Here is an 18,505-nt window from a genome sequence, read left to right as displayed (position 1 = left end):
GGTTCCGGTGTCTGGTTACGACGGGGCGGACACCGGTTCTCCCAGGTAAGGCGGCAAGGAATGGTCTCACACGGCGCAGATGGACATCGTCGGATGCCCGCGCGCACGAGCGAGCAGATCCGTGAGTGGTGCGACCGGTCGTCGGTCCCCGGTGAGCGGCGTGAGCTCTCCGACACCACGGCGACGCTGATCGCCTCCGGCTACCTGACGCCCGGCGGTCGCGCGATCGTCGTCCGCAGGATCTCGACGGGCCGCCCGATGCCCACCCTGCCGAACGGCTTCGGCGACCTCCGCCGCCTGCAGCGTGCGATCGTCCAGCTCGAACACCAGCTGGCCAGTCCGATGGTGCCCGGCGTCGTCGCCGCCGTCCTACGCAACCGGCTCAACGGCCTGCAGCGTCGTCGCGAGGATGCGCGCAAGCAGATCGTGACCGCCAAGGGCGTGATGGCCTCGAGCACGCGCGCGATCCGCCGCGAGCGCCGCGAGAACATCTACCTCGAGATCGACGAGCGGGAGCGCCTGTTCTCCGGCCTGTTGTGCACCCCGACCCCCAACGCCAATGCGTCGTCGTATGTCCGGCGGGCGGGCACCGCCGCGATCGACCGGATCGCCGGCGTCGTCGGACAGGTGGCCGCGCGCTCCGGCAACCCGCAGGCCGAGCAATGGGCCGACCAGTTGCTGAGCCCGGCCCGTGACTCGCAGGCGGGCGCCCCCAAGTCGGCGAACTTCGTCGACGGCTACGAGACCCTGCTGTTCGTCGCGGGCCACTACTACGACCGCATCGTGAACAACCCGGCCTGGCGGTCGGACCATTTCGAGGTGCAGCGCACCCAGGTGAACCTCCACGCCGAGCTCGCCGAGATCGCCGCCGACGTGATCGCCCTGCGTGCGGTGCGCATCGACCTCGACCGCGCCAAGCGCAACGGCGGTTTCGATCGCAGCTTCGCGGCCGAGATCGACCGGCGCGAGACCGCGCTGCGACCGGTGTGGACCGAGCTCATCGACCGCGTCCAGGCCCTCGGCGAGGTCGCGCACGTCGTCGAGTCGGCGGCCATGGAACTGCAGGTGCTCGCCGAGTACAACCGGGCGATGACCCTCGACGACCGCATCGACGCGCTGATCGCACGCTCCGGCGACCGCGAGATGTCGGTCGACAACGCCAAGCGCCTCACCGAGCAGGTGCGCAGCGGCGAGGAGCAACTGCGCATCTACCGAGATGTGTTGCAGGGCAACATCGCCCGTATCTCGCCGGCGGTGCCGCGGGAGCTACCTGCCCGATACGAGCCGTCGTGACCAGGCCTTCAGGTACGCCTTCTCGTCGGCACTGAGCCGGCGCAGCGTCTTCTTCTCGACGTCGACGACGGCCATCCGCGTGGCCGCGACGCAGGCCGGCCGACTGCCGGGCTCGGCGTGCGCGCTCCGGATCTCGTAGCCGATGGTGAAGTCCACCGACCGGAACCCCTTGATCCACATGCCGATTCGCAGCGGCGAGTCCTCGTGCCGGAGCTGTGCCTGATAGCGGATGTCGACGTGGACGATCATCGCGCTGGTGATCAGCGGCTGGTACTCCTCGCCCGCGCTCAGCAGCCAGGCGATCCGCGCCTCCTCCATGAGGGTGACCATCCGGGCGTGGTTGATGTGCCCGAAGGCGTCCATGTCCGACCAGCGGACGCCGACCTCTGCGACGAACGCGTACTCGTCGTCTCCGAGCCCCTCGGGGGCTTCGTCGGCCGGGGTGGCCGGTGGGTTCTGCATCGTCGACCTTCGCTCTCCGGGCGCCGGAATCGGGTGTTGTCTCGCAACCTGGGCCGCCGCTTTCTCAACCGTCGCGATCGCGGCCGCGCAGGTAGTCTGTGAGTCTAGATGCCCGGTCGGAACCAACCGTTCGGCGCGGGCGTTGCACGTGCACGATGGCCGAGGACTCCGGACGTTCCTGGTCCGGATGAGGAGTTGGACGTGAAATCGAGGCGTTGGATCGCAGGCCTTGCCGCTGTGTTCATGACCTTTGCGCTGGCCCCGGCGATCGCCGAGGCCGCGCCGAAATCCCCCAAGAAGCCTGTCGCGCGGATCTCCAAGACCGTCGAGCTGAGCGCCCAGCGCACCGACATCTGGGTCTACTCGCCGGCCATGGGCGGCCGCATCCGGGTGTCGGTCCTGTCGCCTCCGGGCGCCACGGCGCCGCGGTCGACGCTCTACATGCTCGACGGCGCCGGGAACGAGAAGGACGTCAGCGACTGGATCACCAAGGGGCACGCCGGGCGCTTCTTCGCCGACAAGAACGTCAACGTGGTCATGCCCGCCGGGGCATCGGGAACCTTCTACACCGACTGGCAGAAGCGCGACCCGAAGCTCGGCAAGCCGATGTGGGAGACGTTCCTCACCAAGGAGCTCCCCCCGCTGATCGACGAACGATTCAACGGCAACGGCCGCAACGCCATCCTCGGCCTGTCGATGGGCGGCCAGGCGGCGTTCGCGCTGACCGTGCGCAACCCGTCGATGTACACCGGGGTCGCCTCGCTGAGCGGGTGCCCGCCGGTGTCGGGTCCGTTCAACGAGGCCTACGTGCGCACCACGGTCGGCCGTGACGGCGGGGACGCCACCAACATGTGGGGCCCGTTCGGTTCCGCGGGCTGGCGCGCCCACGACCCGAGTCACCATCTGGACAAGCTCCGCGGCAAGAACATCTTCCTGGCGGCCGGTTCCGGGGCCGTCGGCCCGCTGGACCTGCAGCGTCGCATCGAGCCGGAGGAGGGCTCGCGCGACGTGGTGACCGCGTCGTCGTCGGCGCTGGAGCTCGGGGCCTACCGCTGCTCGCTGGAGTTCGCGCTCACGCTGCGGGCCAACCGCATCCCCTACACCGACGGCTTCCGCCTGATCGGCACCCACACCTGGGGCTACTGGGAGCGCGACCTCGAGGTCGCGTGGCCGACCCTCGCGCGGGGGCTCTAGGCCCGGGGGCGGTCCCAGTTCTCCGCGAACCGGAGGAACACGTCGCCCTCCTCGGCGTTGGTGACGGTCACGCGCACCCCGTCCCCGTCGAAGGGGCGGATCACGACGCCCGCCTCGACCCCGGCCCGCGCGAAGTCCATCGCTGCGGCCCCGAGGTCGAGCCAGACGAAGTTGGCCTGGGAGTCGGGCACGCGGTAACCGGCGGCACGCAGGCGCTCGGTGACACGCGCGCGTTCGGCGACGACGGCGTCGGTGCGGGCGAGGAGCTCGTCGGACGCCTCGAGGCTGGCGAGCGCGGCGGCCTGGGCGACGCTGTTGACCGAGAACGGCACGTGGACCTTGCCGAGGGCGGTGATGACCTCGGGGTCGGCGATCGCATAACCCACACGGAGGCCGGCCAGGCCGTACGCCTTGGAGAACGTGCGCAGGATCACCAGGTTGGGGAACTCGCGTCGCAGCTCGAGGGCGTCGTAGGCCTGGTTCTCGGGCAGTCTCAGGTATTCGAAGTACGCCTCGTCGAGGACGACGAGAAGGTCCGACGGCACGTTCTCCAGGAACGCGCGCAGGTCGGCGGCCTCGACGACGGTGCCGGTCGGGTTGTTCGGATTGCAGATGAAGACCAGGCGCGTGCGGTCGGTGATCGCGGCGGCCATCGCCTGCAGGTCGTAGGTGAGGTCGCCGGTCAGCGGCACCTGGACGGGGGTCGCGCCGACGACGCGGGTCGCCAGCGGATACGTCTCGAACGAACGCCAGCCGAACAGCACCTCGTCGCCGGGGCCGCTGGTGATGAGGATCAGGTTCTGGCAGAGGATGACCGATCCGCAGCCGACTTGGACTTCGTCCTCGGTCACGCCGTACTTCTTCGCGAGCGCGGCGGTCAGCTCGACCATGCCGTTGTCGGGGTAGCGGTTGATGCCGGCCGCCGCCCGGGCGATCGCGTCGGCGACGCTGGGCAGCGGTCCCTCGGTCACCTCGTTGCTCGCGAGCTTCACCGCGCCCGGGAACGTCTTTCCCGGAACGTAGACGGGAAGGTCATCGAGATCGGGGCGGATTCGCAGGCTCACCCGATCCAATGTAGACCTCGGCGAATCGGGGCAAAAACCGGCTCTGACCAAACGGTTTGCTTGTGAGCGCCAAGGGTGTGTAACCTTTCGTCCGGCAGTTCGAAAGGACTCCGCCAGGGAGGCGTGCCAGAGCGGCCGAATGGGACTCACTGCTAATGAGTTGTCCCGCTAACACGGGACCGGAGGTTCAAATCCTCTCGCCTCCGCCGAACCGCGGTCGGCCGACCACGGTATAACTGAATAAACACCACGCGCCCGTAGCTCAACGGATAGAGCATCTGACTACGGATCAGAAGGTTTGGGGTTCGAATCCCTACGGGCGCACCGGCGAGAAACCCGCCACCGACACGGTGGCGGGTTTCTTCTTTGTCGTTCACCGCCCGGCGGGTCGGTGCGACGAGACGAGGATCACCAGTTCCTGCGTCGCCCGCGTCATCGCCACGTAGCGGTCCACCGCGCCCTCGACGCCGTCGCCGAACGACTCGGGGTCGACGAGCACCACGAGATCGAACTCCAGGCCCTTCGCGAGCGTCGGGGTGAGCGAACGCACACGGTCGACGCGCGCACCGAGGGTCGGGTCGAACTCCCCGGCGCCGATCACGCACACGGTTCCCTCGTCGTGATCCGCCAGCCACTCGTCGACGACGCGGTCGAGGTCCGCGCGGTCGCCGTGGCGGACCGGGATGCCGGTGCTGCGGACCGAGGTCGGGACGTTGGCGTCGGGGAGGGCCGCGCGGATGACGGGCTCGGCGACGGTCATGATCTCCTGAGGCGTCCGGTAGTTGATCGTCAGACCGGCCGTCCTCACCTCGCGGAACCCGATGCGTTGCAGGCGCTGCGCCCACGACCCGGTGAACCCGTGCCGCGCCTGGGCGCGGTCGCCGACGACGGTGAAGCTCTGCGACGGGCACCGGCTCAGGAGCATCTGCCACTGTGCGTCGGTCAGCTCCTGCGCCTCGTCGACGACGATGTGCGCGAACGGCCCGGCCAGACGGTCGGGGTCGGCCGACCGCACGGCGAGACCGTCGTCGAGGGTGTTGCGCAGGTCCTCGCCGCGCAGCATCGTCATCAACCCCTCGCCGTCGTCGTGGACCTCTGCGGCGATGAGGTCGTCGATCACCTGGTCCATCTGCTCGCGGTCGGCCTCGGCGGCCGCCTGCGAGCGCTGGCGCTTCCGTGCCGCGTCCGGGTCCCCGATGCGGCGTCGGGCGGCGTCGAGGATCGGGAGATCGGCGTCGGTCCAGGCGTCCGGGACCTCGCGCTGGAGCGTGCGCACCTCCCGGGGCGTCAGCCAGGGCGCACACAGCCTCAGGTACGCGGGCACCGACCACAGGTCGCCGACGATCTCGGCGGGATCGAGCAGCGGCCAGGCCCGCCCGAACGCGGTGGTGAGCTCCCGGTCGGCGGCAAGGGCCCGGCGGAGGGCCCCGAACGGCACCTCGTCGTCATGGCGGGAGGCGATGAGCGACACCAGCTCCTCCCACACCTCCTCCCGCGCATCGTTGTGCGGCGTACCCGGCTCCGGGACGCCGAACGCCTCCGCCCAGTCGTCTGGTGTGAGAGTGACCTCGGTCCACGGGGTCTCGACGACGAGCGGCGTCGCGGGCGGTTGCTCGTAGAACCGCACGGCAGTCTCGACCGCCTCGCCGACCATGCGGGCCGACGACTTGAGCGCCGACACTTCGGGATCGCGTTCCGTGGTCGCCGTGGCGCCCTCGGGGACGAGGTCGGCGAGGGTGCACGTCTGCACACTGTCCTCGCCGAGACCCGGCAGGACATCGGCCACGTAGGCGAGGTAGGGCCGGTGCGGCCCCACGACGAGCAGCCCGCCGCGGTTGCCTCCCAGCCGGGGATCGGCGTACACGAGGTAGGCCGCGCGGTGTAGCGCCACGACGGTCTTGCCGGTGCCCGGCCCGCCGTCGACGACGAGCGCGCCGCGGGAACCGGCCCGGATGATCGCGTCCTGGTCGGCGGCGATGGTGCCGAGCACGTCCCGCATCCGCGGTGTGCGGACCGAGCCGAGGTCGGCGATGAACGCCGACTGGTCGTCGAGCGCGGCATGCCGCGCGGACACCGCGGCATCGTCGACGAACACCTCGTCCCAGTAGTCGACGATGCGTCCCCGCGACCAGCGGTAGCGGCGCCGGCTCGCCAGACCCGCGGGGTCGCGCAGGGTGGCGGAGAAGAACGGGCCGGCGAGCGGAGTGCGCCAGTCGACCAGCAGCGTCGTCCCGTCGGGTGCGGTCAGTCCGACGCGCCCGATGTAGAGCACGCTGCCGTCGACGCCGACGGTGCGTCCGAGGCAGAGGTCGAGACCGAACCGCCGCAGGGTGCGGATGCGCGAGGCGAGGTGGTGGATCTCCAGATCCCGGTCCAGGGCGCGACGTCCGCCGCCGCCCTCGGCGCGGCGCACGTCGGCGAGGCGGGCGGAGGCATCGTCGATCGCCTCGGCGAGGGTCGCGGCGATCGACGAGAGGTGGTGCTCGTCGTCGGCGATGAGCGCGGGGTCGGCTTTCGCAGTGAGCCGGGGCGGCAGGTCGAACACGGATTCCGGGGATCGGGGTGTGGCAGCGGGCGAGAGGGACAAGGGCGTCTCCGAGGTGGGCGGGCGGTGGATCGCAGCACGTGGGAGTGCGATTCTGCACCCGATACGGGGCCTTGCGGCAAGCCCCTGGTCGGCCCGTATGGTGAAAGGGGATCGATAACCGCGCCGGGGGCGGGCTGTGGACCCGCGACAGGCGACCAGGCCGGATGCCTGAGAAGATCTCCGCCATGGAATTGCTCATCCTGGTGCTGGTCGGGGCCATCATCGTGACTGCCGTCGCCGACCGCAAGGACATGCAGCCGGCCCTGGTCATCGTGGTCGTCGCGCTGGCGGTGTCGTTCCTCCCGGGTCTGCCGCGCGTCGAACTGGATTCGGAGATCCTCCTCACGGTCGTGTTGCCGCCGCTGTTGTACACGGCGGCACTGGGATTCTCGATTCCCAACTTCATCCGCAACATCAAGCCGATCCTGGGCCTCGGTGTCGCGATGGTCGTGATCACCGCGTTCGCGGTGGGACTCGTTGCCTCGGCGTTGATCCCGGAGTTCACCTTCATGCTGGCGCTGTTGCTCGGCGCGATCGTCGCCCCGCCCGACGCGGTCACCGCGGTCGCGGTGGGCCGCAAACTCGGTCTGCCCAAACGACTGATGGCGATCCTCACCGGCGAGTCGCTCGTCAACGACGCCGCCGCGCTGTCGTTGTTCGCGATCGCCATCGCGCAGATCGCCAACACCCACGCGTTCATCGACAATCCGCTGCTCCTGTTCGGCTACAACGCGATTCTCGGCCCGGTGGTCGGTGTCGTCATCGGCGTAGCGACGCTGTGGATACGCAAGCACATGAAGAACCCGGCCCTCGAGACGGTGCAGGGATTCGTGGTGCCCTTCGCCGCGTTCCTCGCGGCCGAGCACATCCACGCCTCCGGCGTCCTCGCAGTGGTGATGGCCGGCTTCGTCGTCGGAACCGGCTCGGTGCGTGCGGGTTACCAGACCCGCCTGCAGGAGCGCTACGTCTGGAACTCGGTCGACGTCCTGCTCGAGGCGTTCGTCTTCGCCTACATCGGCCTGCAGATGCGGTTCATCATCGACGACCTGCGCGAAGCTCGGGAATCGTTGGTGGAGATCGGGATCGCCTCGCTGGTGGTGCTGCTCGTGGTGCTCTTCGTCCGCCCGCTGTGCGTGTTCCTGATGTTCGGCCGGGGCGTCGTGAGCCGGCGGATCGACCGCGCGGTCCAGGTGCACGTCGACGCCAGTCCCCGGCGCGCCGCCCGGTCGCCCGAGGAGTTGCTGAGGCAACCCGGACGATTCCGGCAGTGGAGGGAACGCATCGACAACCGGCCGCTCACCTGGCAGGAGTCGATCGTCGTCTCGTGGACCGGCATGCGCGGCGTGGTCACCCTGGCCGCAGCCTCCGGTATCCCGGTGCTGATGGACAACGGGGAGCCGTTCCCCGAGCGATCGGCGATCCAGGCGATCGCCTTCGTCGTCGCCGTCGCCACGATCCTCATCCAGAGTCCCACCCTGCCGTGGCTGATCCGGCGTCTCCATCTGCACAACGAGGACGAGGAGCGCTACGACGCGGAGCAGACCGAACGCGCCGAGCGGATCGCGAGGGTCGCCGCCGAGTTGGTGATCCGGGACTTCGTGCAGCATCCGCCCGCCGGCCTGGACGCCGAGACCGTCGAGTTCATCAGGGAGACGGTCGCCCGGCAGGCCCAGGACGCCGACGAGATGCCCGATCCCGAGGCGCAGACCGCACGCAGCGTCGCCTTCGCCGCGCTGTACCGGTCGGTTCTCCAGGCCCAGCGGCAGTCGCTCGTCGAGAACCGCGACGAGGGCGCAGTCGAGGACGAGGCGGTGCGGGCGATGCTCGAGCGTCTCGACCTCCAGGAGGCGGCACTGTCGGCCCGGCTGGAGAGCCGCCTCTGACCCTGGATGCCCGGCCGTCGCCCCGCCCAACCGGATCCACGCCCCGCGACCCTCGCCTCGATCCGCCTTCGCGCGACGGGCGGGGGTCGCGTCGCGTCTGCGCGCCGTAAGGTCGAGGACGGACGACGACATCCCATTGCGACCGGAGGCGGACGATGTCATACCCGTACGGCGGGCCGAACCCCGACGCCGAGGACACGCGGCGCGGTGGCGGCGACCCGTATGGGCCGGCCCCGAGGGGTCCCCGGCTGTACCCGCCGCTGGGGTACGCCCCGGACGGTACGCCGTTGTTCCGGCCGTTCCAGCCGACCAACACCGAACTCCATGCGGCCGAGCAGGCGGCACGGGCCGAACGCGTTGCGGCCGAAGAGGCCGCCGCACGGGAGGAGCAGCAGCCCTCGCGCCTCGGCGGGCTGTCGACCTCGACCCTGATCGTGTGTCTCGGCATGGTCGTGCTCGTCGCCGTGGCGATCGTCGGGTTCGGCGGCGTGTGGCGCGACCGCACGCCCGACACCACCCTCGCCGACCCGCCGGCCACCCTCCTCGAGACCGTCCCGAGGACATTCGAACCGCCGACCCTGACCCCCGACGGCCGCGGCTCGGTGCCCGGCCGGCCGGGGCAACGCGTCGATCCGCAGAACAAGTCGGTCAGCTACGAGGTCACCATCGACGGCCAGGCCACGATCCTCTACGTGGACGCGGTGGGCCTGAGATCGGACTTCGCCCCGTCGAATCCGTGGAGCGTCGAGTTCACCGGCAGCGACAACCCGCTGCGGGTGCTCGTCATCGCCGGCACCGGAAGCGGCGCCCGGTGTGTGATCCGCGTGGACGGCGAGGTGGTCGTCGAGGACGCCGTCAGCGCCTCGTCGCCGCGGCGAACCGCCTCCTGCATCGCCTGAGCAAGCACGGCTCGCTACCGTAGTCGTGTGAGTTCTCCGCAGACAGCCCCCGAGAACGGGCAGTCCTCCGCCACCACCGACGAGTTCAAGACCGTGCTCACGTGGCGTGGTGAGGACACCGATCGACTCGAGCAGGTGCGCCTCGTCGTGTCCGGTTCGCGGATCAAGGCCTACGGCCGGATCATCGCGGCCGCCACCGACGAGCACGAGGCCTTCTCCGCGTCGTACGAATTGCAGACGACCGATGCGGGCGTCACCAAGCGACTCACCGTGCACCTCATCCGAGAGGCCGGCGAGACCCAGTTCGGCATCACCCGCGACGGCGAGGGCACCTGGCTCGTGCGCCGCCCCGACGGCGAGGTCATCCAGTCCGACTTCGACGGTGCCGAGGACGTCGACCTGGCGCTGTCGCCGATGTTCAACGCGCTGCCGCTGCGACGGCTCAAACTGGGCCCGGGCTCGCCGACCGTCGACGTGCCGGTCGTGTACCTGTACCTGCCCGACGGCGAGGTCAAGTCCGCGACCGTCTCCTACACCGTCCGCGAGGACGGCATCGGCCTCGTGTCGCCGCTGGCCACCACCACGCTCACGCTCGACGAGAACGGGTTCGTCATCGACTATCCGACCCTCGCGCGGCGGGTGTAGGCCGGGCCCGTCGGCCCGTCCGGACGCGACTCGCGACATCGGCCCGACCGGGATGGCCGGTGTCAGCCGACCCACACCCGACCCGCGTGGGCCTGGCGTCGCATCTCCTCCTGCCATCCGGGCTCGCCGGGCGTCACGCCCGTGATCGGCTCCGGATCGCCGGCGTGCAGGCGCTCGTAGGCCGTGCGGGCGCGGTGGCCGTCGTCGACGAGCACCTCGACGGTGCCGTGATCACGCAGTTCGTCGCGCGCGGCGATCAGCCGGTCGATGGTCTCGCTTAGCACGTTGAGCACGGCGACGCCGTTCGCCTCGATCATCGCCCGCTGCAGAGCCGGGGCCGTCCCGGCGACGCGGGTGCCGTCGCGGAAGCTGCCGGCGGCCAGTCGCAACGCCAGGTCGCTCTCGCCGGCACCCACCGCGGCCGTGGCCGCCGCCGTCAGGTGCGGCATGTGCGAGATCGCGGCGACCGCGCGGTCGTGGGCGTCGGGGGCGACGGGCACGACCAGCGACCCGGCGAGGCGGGCGATCGACGCGACGGTCCGCCAGTCGTCGGCGTCGGTGTGATCGGTGGTGGTGACCGCCCACATCGCGCCGGTGAAGAGCGTCGGATCGGTCGCCGACCATCCCGATCGGCTGGTCCCGGCCATCGGGTGGCCGCCCACGTACCGGGCGCCGGGATGCTGTGCCCCGATCACCTTCTCGACTTGCTGCTTGACGCTGATCACGTCGGTGATCAGCACTCCCGGCGCGTGTTCGGCGATCGCCGAGAGCAGCGGCTCGATCGTCGTCACCGGGGTCGCGAGCACGACCGTCGCATCCGACTCCGCCGCACGCCGCAGGGTCGCGACGAGGTCGGTGGAGGCGTCATAGCCGTCGGCGGTGGCGGCGTCCACGGTCTCCGACGACCGGTTGTATCCGAATGCGGAGTGGCCGGCGTCGTGCAGCACCCGCAGGAGCGATCCGCCGATCAGGCCCAGGCCCAGGACGCACACCGGCGTCGCGAGCGCAGGTGAACCGTGTGCAGAACGTGAAGACGAATCAGCAGTCACCCTGACAACGTTCCCACATCGGGGTTCGCCCGCGGCTCGGGACTTGGGACTGTGGGTGTTTGCGACTACGGTTTCCACCATGGCCGGTGCCGGATATGGGAAGTCGGGATCGAACGCGCAGGACGTGGACGATGACATCGATGGTTTCGCGGTCGCTGTCGTCCGCGACGAGACCAAGTGGAAGGTCACCGCGCTCAAGCCGTCGGCGCTGAACGATCTGGCCGACGCGGAGCGGCAGCTGCGTGAACTCCGTTCCACCGGAGCGGCGTTCGGTCTCCTCGACGTCGACGACGAGTTCTTCATCGTGATCCGGCCGGCGCCCTCCGGGGCGCGGCTGCTGCTCTCGGACGCCACGGCCGCCATCGACTACGACGTCGCCGCCGACGTTCTCGACGCGCTGAACCTCGACGTGCCCGACATCGACCCCGACGAGCTCGACTCGGTCGACCCGTGGGAGGAGGGCGACCTCGGCATTCTCGCCGACCTCGGTCTGCCCGACGCGGTGATGAGCATCATCGTCGGCGACACCGACCTCTACGCCGACGAGCAGCTCGGCATGATCGCCGCCCGTCTCGGCTTCGCCGACGAACTGGGCAAGGTCCTCGACTCGCTCGGCCACTGACCGGCGAGCCGGGACCGGACCGATGATGCGCGACCCCGTCTGGGAGTCGATGATCCGAGCGGCGCTCGACGCCGCGGCGGAATCGGGCTCCGACGACGTGCCGATCGGCGCGGTGGTCTTCGATCCCGAGGGCGTCGAACTGGCGCGAGCGGCGAACCGTCGTGAGGCCGACGGCGACCCCACCGCCCATGCCGAGGTCCTCGCGCTGCGAGCGGCGGCCAAGGCGTTCGGCGACGGCTGGCGGCTTCCGGGTTGCACGATCGCCGTGACCGTCGAACCCTGCACGATGTGTGCCGGTGCGATCACCCTGTCCCGCGTCGACGCGTTGGTCTTCGGGGCGTGGGAGCCCAAGACCGGTGCGGTCGGATCGTTGTGGGACGTCGTGCGCGACCCGCGCCTGACCCACCGTCCGCAGGTGAAGGGCGGCGTCCTGGAAGAGGAGTGCCGTGCTCTGATGGTGGACTTCTTCTCTGCCCGGCGGGATCGCGGAGCCGCGTCTGACCGGGGCGTCTGGCCGGGTCAGGGCGGAAAATCGGGGTGATCTCAGGGTGGTGATCCCATGGTCGTCGGCGGTGTGCTCTGGCAGATTGGTGATGGAGTCCGCCACACCTGAGGAGAAGTCATGACAGACCCGGCCGACAAGGTCACCGCAGCCTTCGACACCGCGAAGGTCAAGATCAACGAGCTCGCCGAGAGCGGCAAGGTGCAGGAGGCGCTCGGCACCGCCCGCGACAAGATCGACGAGCTCGTCGAGAGCAAGCAGGTCCAGGACGCGATCGGCACCGCCAAGGAGAAGCTGACCGAACTCGCGGACAACGAGAAGGTCCAGGACGTCGTCACCACCGCGAAGGACAAGATCACCGAAGTCGTCCAGAAGCTCGGCGGAAGCAGGTGAGTTGAGCCCTGACCTGCGGTTTCTGCAGGTCAGGGCATTCCTGTGGCACGGTGGAGGACAGGAGTCATCTCCTGATCTGCATGGCGACACTCTCGTCCAGCCAGTGGCGTGGGAACGGTTGCCGAGTTCGACGACTCGGCCGGCATCCCGCCGCGCCGAGACCTCACACCAGGAGGCCACATGGGCACCACTGACGACGCCAAGAACAAGGCCGAGGAACTGAAGGGCCGCGGCAAGGAAGCCGCGGGCAGCCTCACCGACAACGATGACCTCAAGAACGAGGGCAAGGGTGAGAAGACCGAGGCCCAGGGCAAGCAGAAGATCACCGAGGCCGCCGACGCCGTGAAGGGCAAGGTCGACGACCTGAAGGACAAGCTGACCGGCAACTAGCCGCGAAACCGCACCTTTATGCCCTCTGACCAGCCGATTTAAGACTCACCGCCCTCCTGCGGTACAGTCTTCGGCGGTGGCGTGTCCGAGCGGCCGAAGGTGCAGCACTCGAAATGCTGTGTACGGTAACCCCGTACCGAGGGTTCAAATCCCTCCGCCACCGCCATGAGAATGGCCCCTGACCGATCCGGTCGGGGGCCATTCTCGTTTTTCGGGCGGCAGCGGTCAGCCCGGAACGTGGGCCTCGTCTCGGGCGCACGACTCGGTGAAGCCTCGGAGCAGGGCGGCTGCATGGTCGTCGACGTGCCAGAAGAGCTCGGGATGCCACTGGATGCCGACCACGAGTCCGTCCTCGGTCTCGAATCCCTCGACCAGTGAGTCGGCGCTGTGCGCGACCGGACGAAGCCCGGGTGCGAGTTCACGGATGCCCTGATGGTGCTGGCTGTTGACCTCGAGCTCGATCGCGCCGGTCCATCGTGCGACCGCGCTCGCGTCGTCGAGGTGCACCCGATGAGCAGGGTGTACCACGTTCTCCTCGCCGAGCCGGTGGCGGACCGACGTCGGGTGGTCGCGGAGCAGGTCCTGCCACAGGGTTCCGCCCATGGACGCGTTCACGAGGTGGAATCCGCGGCAGATGGCGAGCACGGGCAGCCCGCGTGCCCGGGCGCTCCGCAGCGCGGCGATCTCGTTGCCGTCGCGGACGTCGTTCACGCCCCACAGAGTGGTGTCGTCGGGGTCGCCGCCATAGAGGGTCGGGTCGATGTCCCCGCCGCCGGAGATGATCAGTCCGTCGACGTTGCCCATGACGGTGTCCATGTCGTGGTGGATGTGACTGCCCGTGTCGAGGGCCAGTGCGGTGGCCCCGGAGGCGTTGATGCCCTCGAACATGCGGCGCCAGTGGATCAGGATGGGTAGTTCGGCGATGCTGTAGGTCACCGCGATGACCGGACGTTTGGTCATTTCGACGTTGTTCTCTCTACTCGCAGGACGGTCAGAAGGCGTCGGCGTGCTCGGGCAGGGTCTGACCGCCGTCGACGACGAGGGTCTGCCCGGTGACGAAGGCGGCCTCGTCACTCGCGAAGTACATCGCCGCCGCGCCGATGTCGCCCGGCATCCCGAGGCGGCGGGCCGGAATGGCCTCGATCATCCGGGCGATCGCGGCCTCGCCGAGCCCGTCGAGGCCCTCTGTGCGGATGCTGCCGGGCAATACCGCGTTGACGGTCACGCCGGAAGGTGCCAGTTCGAGTGCGGCGGAACGCATGAAGCCCAATTGCGCGGCCTTGCTGGCGCTGTAGTGGCTGAGGCCGGAGTACCCGGTGACCGGTCCGGTGATCGACGAGGTGAGGACCACCCGGCCGTTGCCTGCCTCGGCGAGGGCGGGCAGGCACGCCTGTGTCGTGTAGATCGCGCCGTAGGTGTTGATCGCGAACATCCGGTGCAGATCCGTCTCGGTGAGCTCGGACAGCGACGTCTCCGGGTAGATACCGGCATTGGCGCACACGATGTCGAGTCCGCCGAGCAGTTCGACGGCCTGGGCGGCCATGGTCCGGCAGGACTGCGGGTCCGAGACGTCGGCTTCGATGGTGAGGCACTCGGAGCCGAGACCGTACTCGAGACGGCTCCGGGCCGCTTCCAGGGCGGCCGGGTTCCGCCCGGCGATGGCGACGCGGGCGCCGGCACCCAGGAAGGTCGCGGCGATGCCTTCGCCGATGCCTCGGCTTCCTCCGGTGACGAGCACTCGTTTGGTGGACCAGTCGGTCATGTCAGGGGACTCCTGTTCGGGGATGTCGATGTGATGGTGCGGGCGCGTCGTCGGCCGCCCTCGAACGAGCACCGGCCCCGGGCCACGATCGCTGCGATCGTGAACCAGAGCCGGTGCTGCTACGGGGTGAGGGGAGGATCAGGTGGCCGTCACGGCTTTCCGAGCGTGCCCGTTCGGTGGTCGGGATCGGGATCGTCGTCGAGCACGTGGCTGTCCATCGCCGGCAGGTCGTCGAAGATCGTGCTGCCGATGCGCTGGTAGACGGCCGGGTGCGACCTGCGCAGGTAGAGGGCGGTCACCAGCGAGGCGACGAACAGGACGATCAGGATGTACGGGATGGCCTTGAACAGCAGCGTCTCCGAGGCCGCGCCGGCTGCGGCTCGCATGTTGGAGGCCATCAGGTAGATGACGAACAACATGCCGAGGGCGCCGATGACCGGGCAGACCAGGGTGCGCAGCCAGTGCTTGGTCTCGGGGTGTTCGCCGCGGACGTGGAAGTAGACGATCGTCGAGATCGAGCACATCACCTGCACGGCCAGAAGCGAGAGGGTGGCCATGATCCCGATGAGGACGAACATGACGCCGTAGGGGTCGGAGCCGGAGATCACGCAGCCGAGCAGGAGGATGCCGGCGAAGCAGCTCTGGGTGAGCGAGGCGATCCAGGGAGAGTTGTGGGTCGCGTGCACCGCGCCGAGCTTGTTCGGGAGGATGCGGTCGCGGCCGAAGGCGAACAGGTAGCGCGCGGCGGAGTTGTGGATCGCCAGCGCGCAGGCGAAGGAGCCGCCGATCGCCAGCCACTGGTAGGCGTGGACGCTCCATGCGCCCAGGTACATCTCGCTCGGTGCGTAGATCAGATCGAACGGTTCTGCGCCGGAGGCGAGTTCGACGGACTTCGCGCCGCCGTTGCCCGCGATCACGCCCCAGGAGATGAACGTGTAGAACACGCCGATTCCGATCACCGCGATCAGCGTCGCCTGCGGGACGATGCGCTTGGGGTCCTTCGACTCCTCGCCGTAGATGGCGGTGGATTCGAAGCCGACCCACGACCAGAAGGCCATCAGCAGGCCGAGGCCGACGACGCCGCCGGGGACCCCGTTGGTGCTCAGTGCCGTGGCGGGATTCAGCGACGTCAGCGAGAGGCCCTCGGGCGCGTTGACGAGCGAGGACACCGCGGTTGCGGTGAGCAGCGCGATCTCCAGGACGAGGACGAGGCCCAGGACCTTGGCGGCCAGCGAGATGTCCTTGTGGGACAACACCGCGATCACCACCAGGCACGCCGCGCCGTAGACGATCCACGGCAGGTCGAGGCCGAACTGCGACTCCACCGCCTGCTGGGCGAACGCCGAGAAGATGCCGATGAGGGCGGCTTCCATGGTCATGTACGTGAACATCGACAGCACCCCGGCGGGGAGTCCGACGATGCGCGACCAGCCACGGGAGACGAAGGTGTAGAAGGCGCCGGCGGCGGTGATGTGACGCGCAAGCGCGATGAACCCGACGCTGAAGATGGTCAGGACGATGGTGGCGATGATGAAGCCGGCCGGGGCCCCGATCCCGTTGCCGAAACCGACCGCGACCGGGAGGTTGCCCGTCATGGCGGTGACGGGTGCGGAGAACGCGACCACCATGAAGACGACGCCCACCAGTCCGAGGGCGCCCTTCTTGAGCTGCGGCGGAGTGGATGTGCCAGTGGATGCGCCGGACTGCGCAGGCCCACTGCGAGCTGAATCGAGAGCCATGGCTCCCCTTTCGTGATGCCTCGGTTGCGCGGCAACCGACATAGGCCTAAAGGACTAAAAGCAGGACCAGTAGACCACAGGCGACGAGACTTGGGCCACAGTTTTCATGCCAATGTGCGTTGTGCAACTAGCAGGCCGGGGCAAACGCCCAGGTCATAAAGGTCTATTGACTAGATCTTTAAAGCGAACGTAACATCGCCGCATCTCAAGGTCCGGTCGGTCACGTCCCCGGAGGGAGTTCGCCATGGTTACGGATCTCATGACCAAACCCGCCCACGACGACGGCATTCTGTCCGAGTGGCTGGAGGAGGCCGTCGAGGTGGGTGCGCGTGCGGCCGAGCGCGGCCGGGTGTCGACGCAGATCCCGGCGCTGTCCGAGGTGACGCCGTCGCGCTTCGGCATGGCGGTGGCCACGACCGACGGGCAACTCGTCCATGCCGGCGACTCCGCCGAGCCGTTCTCGATCCAGAGCCTGTCGAAGTTGTTCGCGCTCTGTGCGCTTCTCGAGCACGACCCGCGTTCGTGGGCGCAGGTCGGTTGGCATCCCACGAATGCGCACTTCAACTCGGTTGCCGAGCTCGAGCGCAGCGGTGGGCGTCCGGCCAACCCGTTTGTGAATGCAGGGGCGCTCGTGGTGACCGACCGCCTGCTCGAGCGGACCGGCGATGCGGTCTCGGCGACCCTCGACCTTCTCCGGAGGGGCTCTCCGGGCCGGGTTGTCGAGGTGGATCAGTCGGTGGCGATGTCGGAGATGATCGCCGACCACCGGAATTCGGCGTTGGCGCATGTCCTCGCCGAACACGGGCGATTGACGTGCGGGATCGAGCGACTCCTCGCCCAATACTGTCAGCAGTGCGCGATCGCCGCGGATGTGCAGACCGTCGCGTCGGCCGCCTTGTTCCTGGCCGACCGCACGCGTTCCTCGACCGAGCTGACACTGTCCACCGTGCGCCGCATCAACGCGGTCCTGCTGACCTCCGGGATGTACGGGGCAGCGGGGGACATCGCTTATCGGATCGGGCTCCCGGCCAAGAGCGGCATCGGTGGTGGCGTGGTCGCGATCATGCCGGGTCGCGGGACGGTCTGCGTCTGGAGTCCTCCGCTGGACTCCGACGGGAACTCGGCCGGGGGAGTGGCCGCGATCGAGCGCTTCGCGGAGCTCGCGGGATGGTCGGTCTTCTGACCGTCAGCGCTTCAGGTAGGACTCGACCGTCGACCGGGTGCTGTTGATGTGCTCGTTCATCTTCTCGCCGGCGGTCTCGGGGTCCTTGTTCTCGATGGCCTCGACGATGACCTCGTGGAAGTCGTTGGCGTTGGGCTCGAGTCGGCCGAAGACCGCTCCCACCGGTAACCACATCTTCCGGCGGGCGTCGGCCACCGCCTCGATCAGCAGGTTGTTCTGGCTTGCGCGCGCGATCGTCAGGTGGAACGTGTTGTCCAGCGTCTGGAACTCGTGGACGTTGTGCGCGGTCTGATCGCCCAGTGCCACCCCGAGGGCCTTGTCCATTGCCGAGAGCAGGCGGTGGAGCTCGTTGACATCGGAGACCCGGCGGCGTTCGGCCGCAAGGCGTGTCGCCGCGACCTCGACCGCGCTCCGGTACTCGAAGGCGTCGCGGATCGCCTTCTTGTTCTTGCGCATCTCGCGACGCGTTTCGGTGGCGTCGTACTTCGGTGCCTGGACGATGAACCCGCCGCCGCGGCCGCGACGGACCTCGATGAGGCCCTCTCGCTCCAGCACATAGAGCGCCGACCGGACGGTCGTCCGCGAGACCTGGAGCAGCTCGGTCAGTTCGCGTTCGGTGGGCAGCCGGTCGCCTGGTCGGAACTGGCCCAGCTCCAGCGACCGCCTGATCTGATCGAGTACGAGTTCGTGGGCAGGAATCTGGCGGACGGGGACCAGGGCTGCCTTGTCGGCGGTCATCTGCCACTCCCTTCGGTTTTGCCCAGCGTAGCGCAGATGCGGGCGCTCAAGTGCGCATTGTTGGACCTTTAGACCTCAATGACTCTTTCTCCTGGTCGAC

At 68.9% G+C, this 18,505-nt stretch carries 18 protein-coding genes and 3 tRNA genes; 13 read left to right on the top strand and 8 right to left on the bottom strand.

Going from position 1 to position 18,505, the window contains the following annotated elements; translation table 11 throughout:
* Nucleotides 1-93 precede the first annotated feature (93 nt).
* Nucleotides 94-1,293, top strand: a complete 1,200-nt coding sequence (locus E1P53_RS11095; RefSeq protein ID WP_371830997.1) for a hypothetical protein — start codon at nt 94-96, stop codon at nt 1,291-1,293.
* Here the strand turns inward: E1P53_RS11095 and E1P53_RS11090 are convergent.
* Nucleotides 1,267-1,755, bottom strand: a complete 489-nt coding sequence (locus E1P53_RS11090) for an acyl-CoA thioesterase (protein ID WP_131734318.1) — start codon at nt 1,753-1,755, stop codon at nt 1,267-1,269. The two genes, E1P53_RS11095 and E1P53_RS11090, sit on opposite strands and share 27 nt — an antisense overlap.
* A 243-nt stretch (nt 1,756-1,998) precedes the next feature.
* Here E1P53_RS11090 and E1P53_RS11085 point away from each other — a divergent pair, with 243 nt between their 5' ends.
* On the top strand, nt 1,999-2,949 hold the full coding sequence (locus E1P53_RS11085; RefSeq protein ID WP_181954843.1) for an alpha/beta hydrolase: 951 nt from the start codon (nt 1,999-2,001) through the stop codon (nt 2,947-2,949).
* Here E1P53_RS11085 and hisC read toward each other — a convergent pair.
* On the bottom strand, nt 2,946-4,013 hold the full coding sequence (hisC, locus tag E1P53_RS11080) for a histidinol-phosphate transaminase (protein ID WP_131734316.1): 1,068 nt from the start codon (nt 4,011-4,013) through the stop codon (nt 2,946-2,948). The two genes, E1P53_RS11085 and hisC, sit on opposite strands and share 4 nt — an antisense overlap.
* A 117-nt stretch (nt 4,014-4,130) precedes the next feature.
* Between hisC and E1P53_RS11075 the strand changes: the two genes are divergently transcribed.
* Together E1P53_RS11075 and E1P53_RS11070 are read left to right on the top strand one after the other, a co-directional pair.
* A tRNA-Ser gene (locus E1P53_RS11075) sits at nt 4,131-4,219 on the top strand.
* A 45-nt stretch (nt 4,220-4,264) separates the two neighbouring features.
* Nucleotides 4,265-4,337 (top strand) — tRNA-Arg (locus E1P53_RS11070).
* 49 nt (nt 4,338-4,386) lie between these two features.
* Here E1P53_RS11070 and helR read toward each other — a convergent pair.
* On the bottom strand, nt 4,387-6,600 hold the full coding sequence (gene helR, locus E1P53_RS11065) for an RNA polymerase recycling motor ATPase HelR (protein WP_131734315.1): 2,214 nt from the start codon (nt 6,598-6,600) through the stop codon (nt 4,387-4,389).
* Between the two features lie 185 nt (nt 6,601-6,785).
* On the opposite strand from helR, the gene E1P53_RS11060 reads away from it, so the two are divergent.
* The 3 genes from E1P53_RS11060 (at nt 6,786) to E1P53_RS11050 (ending at nt 10,027) form a co-directional block, all read left to right on the top strand.
* Nucleotides 6,786-8,483, top strand: coding sequence for a cation:proton antiporter (locus E1P53_RS11060; protein WP_131734558.1), 1,698 nt, complete (start codon nt 6,786-6,788; stop codon nt 8,481-8,483).
* Between the two features lie 155 nt (nt 8,484-8,638).
* Nucleotides 8,639-9,382, top strand: a complete 744-nt coding sequence (locus E1P53_RS11055) for a hypothetical protein (RefSeq protein WP_131734314.1) — start codon at nt 8,639-8,641, stop codon at nt 9,380-9,382.
* Nucleotides 9,383-9,409: 27 nt separating this feature from the next.
* Nucleotides 9,410-10,027 carry a putative glycolipid-binding domain-containing protein gene (locus E1P53_RS11050; protein ID WP_165484421.1) on the top strand — a complete coding sequence of 206 codons (618 nt, stop codon included), beginning with the start codon at nt 9,410-9,412 and terminating at the stop codon, nt 10,025-10,027.
* 62 nt (nt 10,028-10,089) lie between these two features.
* On the opposite strand, the gene E1P53_RS11045 is transcribed toward E1P53_RS11050, so the two are convergent.
* Nucleotides 10,090-11,076, bottom strand: a complete 987-nt coding sequence (locus E1P53_RS11045) for a prephenate dehydrogenase (protein WP_040527089.1) — start codon at nt 11,074-11,076, stop codon at nt 10,090-10,092.
* A 79-nt stretch (nt 11,077-11,155) separates the two neighbouring features.
* Between E1P53_RS11045 and E1P53_RS11040 the strand changes: the two genes are divergently transcribed.
* From E1P53_RS11040 to E1P53_RS11020, 5 genes are all read left to right on the top strand, one after another.
* Nucleotides 11,156-11,698 (top strand): tRNA adenosine deaminase-associated protein, encoded by a 543-nt coding sequence (locus tag E1P53_RS11040; protein WP_040527088.1) that lies wholly within the window; start codon nt 11,156-11,158, stop codon nt 11,696-11,698.
* A 25-nt stretch (nt 11,699-11,723) separates the two neighbouring features.
* Entirely contained in the window at nt 11,724-12,239 is a 516-nt protein-coding gene (locus E1P53_RS11035; protein ID WP_174320724.1) for a nucleoside deaminase, read from the top strand.
* Between the two features lie 81 nt (nt 12,240-12,320).
* Nucleotides 12,321-12,593, top strand: coding sequence for a hypothetical protein (locus E1P53_RS11030; RefSeq protein WP_131734313.1), 273 nt, complete (start codon nt 12,321-12,323; stop codon nt 12,591-12,593).
* A 180-nt stretch (nt 12,594-12,773) separates the two neighbouring features.
* The gene (locus E1P53_RS11025) at nt 12,774-12,983 is read left to right on the top strand and encodes a CsbD family protein (protein WP_006901236.1); all 210 of its coding nucleotides are present in this window, start codon (nt 12,774-12,776) and stop codon (nt 12,981-12,983) included.
* A 75-nt stretch (nt 12,984-13,058) separates the two neighbouring features.
* Nucleotides 13,059-13,149, top strand: a tRNA-Ser gene (locus E1P53_RS11020).
* A 59-nt stretch (nt 13,150-13,208) separates the two neighbouring features.
* On the opposite strand, the gene E1P53_RS11015 is transcribed toward E1P53_RS11020, so the two are convergent.
* From E1P53_RS11015 to E1P53_RS11005, 3 genes are all read right to left on the bottom strand, one after another.
* Nucleotides 13,209-13,943 (bottom strand): gamma-glutamyl-gamma-aminobutyrate hydrolase family protein, encoded by a 735-nt coding sequence (locus tag E1P53_RS11015; protein WP_131734312.1) that lies wholly within the window; start codon nt 13,941-13,943, stop codon nt 13,209-13,211.
* A gap of 31 nt (nt 13,944-13,974) precedes the next feature.
* On the bottom strand, nt 13,975-14,745 hold the full coding sequence (locus E1P53_RS11010; RefSeq protein ID WP_131734311.1) for an SDR family NAD(P)-dependent oxidoreductase: 771 nt from the start codon (nt 14,743-14,745) through the stop codon (nt 13,975-13,977).
* 149 nt (nt 14,746-14,894) lie between these two features.
* The gene (locus E1P53_RS11005) at nt 14,895-16,484 is read right to left on the bottom strand and encodes an APC family permease (RefSeq protein ID WP_006901233.1); all 1,590 of its coding nucleotides are present in this window, start codon (nt 16,482-16,484) and stop codon (nt 14,895-14,897) included.
* Between the two features lie 244 nt (nt 16,485-16,728).
* Here E1P53_RS11005 and glsA point away from each other — a divergent pair, with 244 nt between their 5' ends.
* Complete coding sequence (glsA, locus tag E1P53_RS11000) at nt 16,729-17,667, top strand: glutaminase A (RefSeq protein ID WP_006901232.1); 939 nt, start codon at nt 16,729-16,731, stop codon at nt 17,665-17,667.
* Between the two features lie 3 nt (nt 17,668-17,670).
* Here the strand turns inward: glsA and E1P53_RS10995 are convergent, their stop codons facing one another.
* Nucleotides 17,671-18,405 carry a FadR/GntR family transcriptional regulator gene (locus tag E1P53_RS10995; protein ID WP_006901231.1) on the bottom strand — a complete coding sequence of 245 codons (735 nt, stop codon included), beginning with the start codon at nt 18,403-18,405 and terminating at the stop codon, nt 17,671-17,673.
* Between the last annotated feature and the right edge of the window lie 100 nt (nt 18,406-18,505).

This window comes from Gordonia paraffinivorans (assembly GCF_900683595.1).
Classification (GTDB): Bacteria; Actinomycetota; Actinomycetes; order Mycobacteriales; family Mycobacteriaceae; genus Gordonia; species Gordonia paraffinivorans.
The sequence above is the reverse complement of the archived record's forward strand: the minus strand, read 5'-3'. Positions and strand labels throughout refer to the sequence as shown.

Excerpts from the sequence above, each read along its gene's own strand:
- E1P53_RS11095 (WP_371830997.1), top strand. The coding sequence starts at position 94 with ATGCCCGCGCGCACGAGCGAGCAGATCCGTGAGTGGTGCGACCGGTCG.
- E1P53_RS11090 (WP_131734318.1), bottom strand. The coding sequence starts at position 1,755 with ATGCAGAACCCACCGGCCACCCCGGCCGACGAAGCCCCCGAGGGGCTC.
- E1P53_RS11085 (WP_181954843.1), top strand. The coding sequence starts at position 1,999 with ATGACCTTTGCGCTGGCCCCGGCGATCGCCGAGGCCGCGCCGAAATCC.
- E1P53_RS11060 (WP_131734558.1), top strand. The coding sequence starts at position 6,786 with ATGGAATTGCTCATCCTGGTGCTGGTCGGGGCCATCATCGTGACTGCC.
- E1P53_RS11055 (WP_131734314.1), top strand. The coding sequence starts at position 8,639 with ATGTCATACCCGTACGGCGGGCCGAACCCCGACGCCGAGGACACGCGG.
- E1P53_RS11040 (WP_040527088.1), top strand. The coding sequence starts at position 11,156 with ATGGCCGGTGCCGGATATGGGAAGTCGGGATCGAACGCGCAGGACGTG.
- E1P53_RS11035 (WP_174320724.1), top strand. The coding sequence starts at position 11,724 with ATGCGCGACCCCGTCTGGGAGTCGATGATCCGAGCGGCGCTCGACGCC.
- E1P53_RS11030 (WP_131734313.1), top strand. The coding sequence starts at position 12,321 with ATGACAGACCCGGCCGACAAGGTCACCGCAGCCTTCGACACCGCGAAG.
- E1P53_RS11025 (WP_006901236.1), top strand. The coding sequence starts at position 12,774 with ATGGGCACCACTGACGACGCCAAGAACAAGGCCGAGGAACTGAAGGGC.
- E1P53_RS11015 (WP_131734312.1), bottom strand. The coding sequence starts at position 13,943 with ATGACCAAACGTCCGGTCATCGCGGTGACCTACAGCATCGCCGAACTA.
- E1P53_RS11010 (WP_131734311.1), bottom strand. The coding sequence starts at position 14,745 with ATGACCGACTGGTCCACCAAACGAGTGCTCGTCACCGGAGGAAGCCGA.
- E1P53_RS11005 (WP_006901233.1), bottom strand. The coding sequence starts at position 16,484 with ATGGCTCTCGATTCAGCTCGCAGTGGGCCTGCGCAGTCCGGCGCATCC.
- glsA (WP_006901232.1), top strand. The coding sequence starts at position 16,729 with ATGGTTACGGATCTCATGACCAAACCCGCCCACGACGACGGCATTCTG.
- E1P53_RS10995 (WP_006901231.1), bottom strand. The coding sequence starts at position 18,405 with ATGACCGCCGACAAGGCAGCCCTGGTCCCCGTCCGCCAGATTCCTGCC.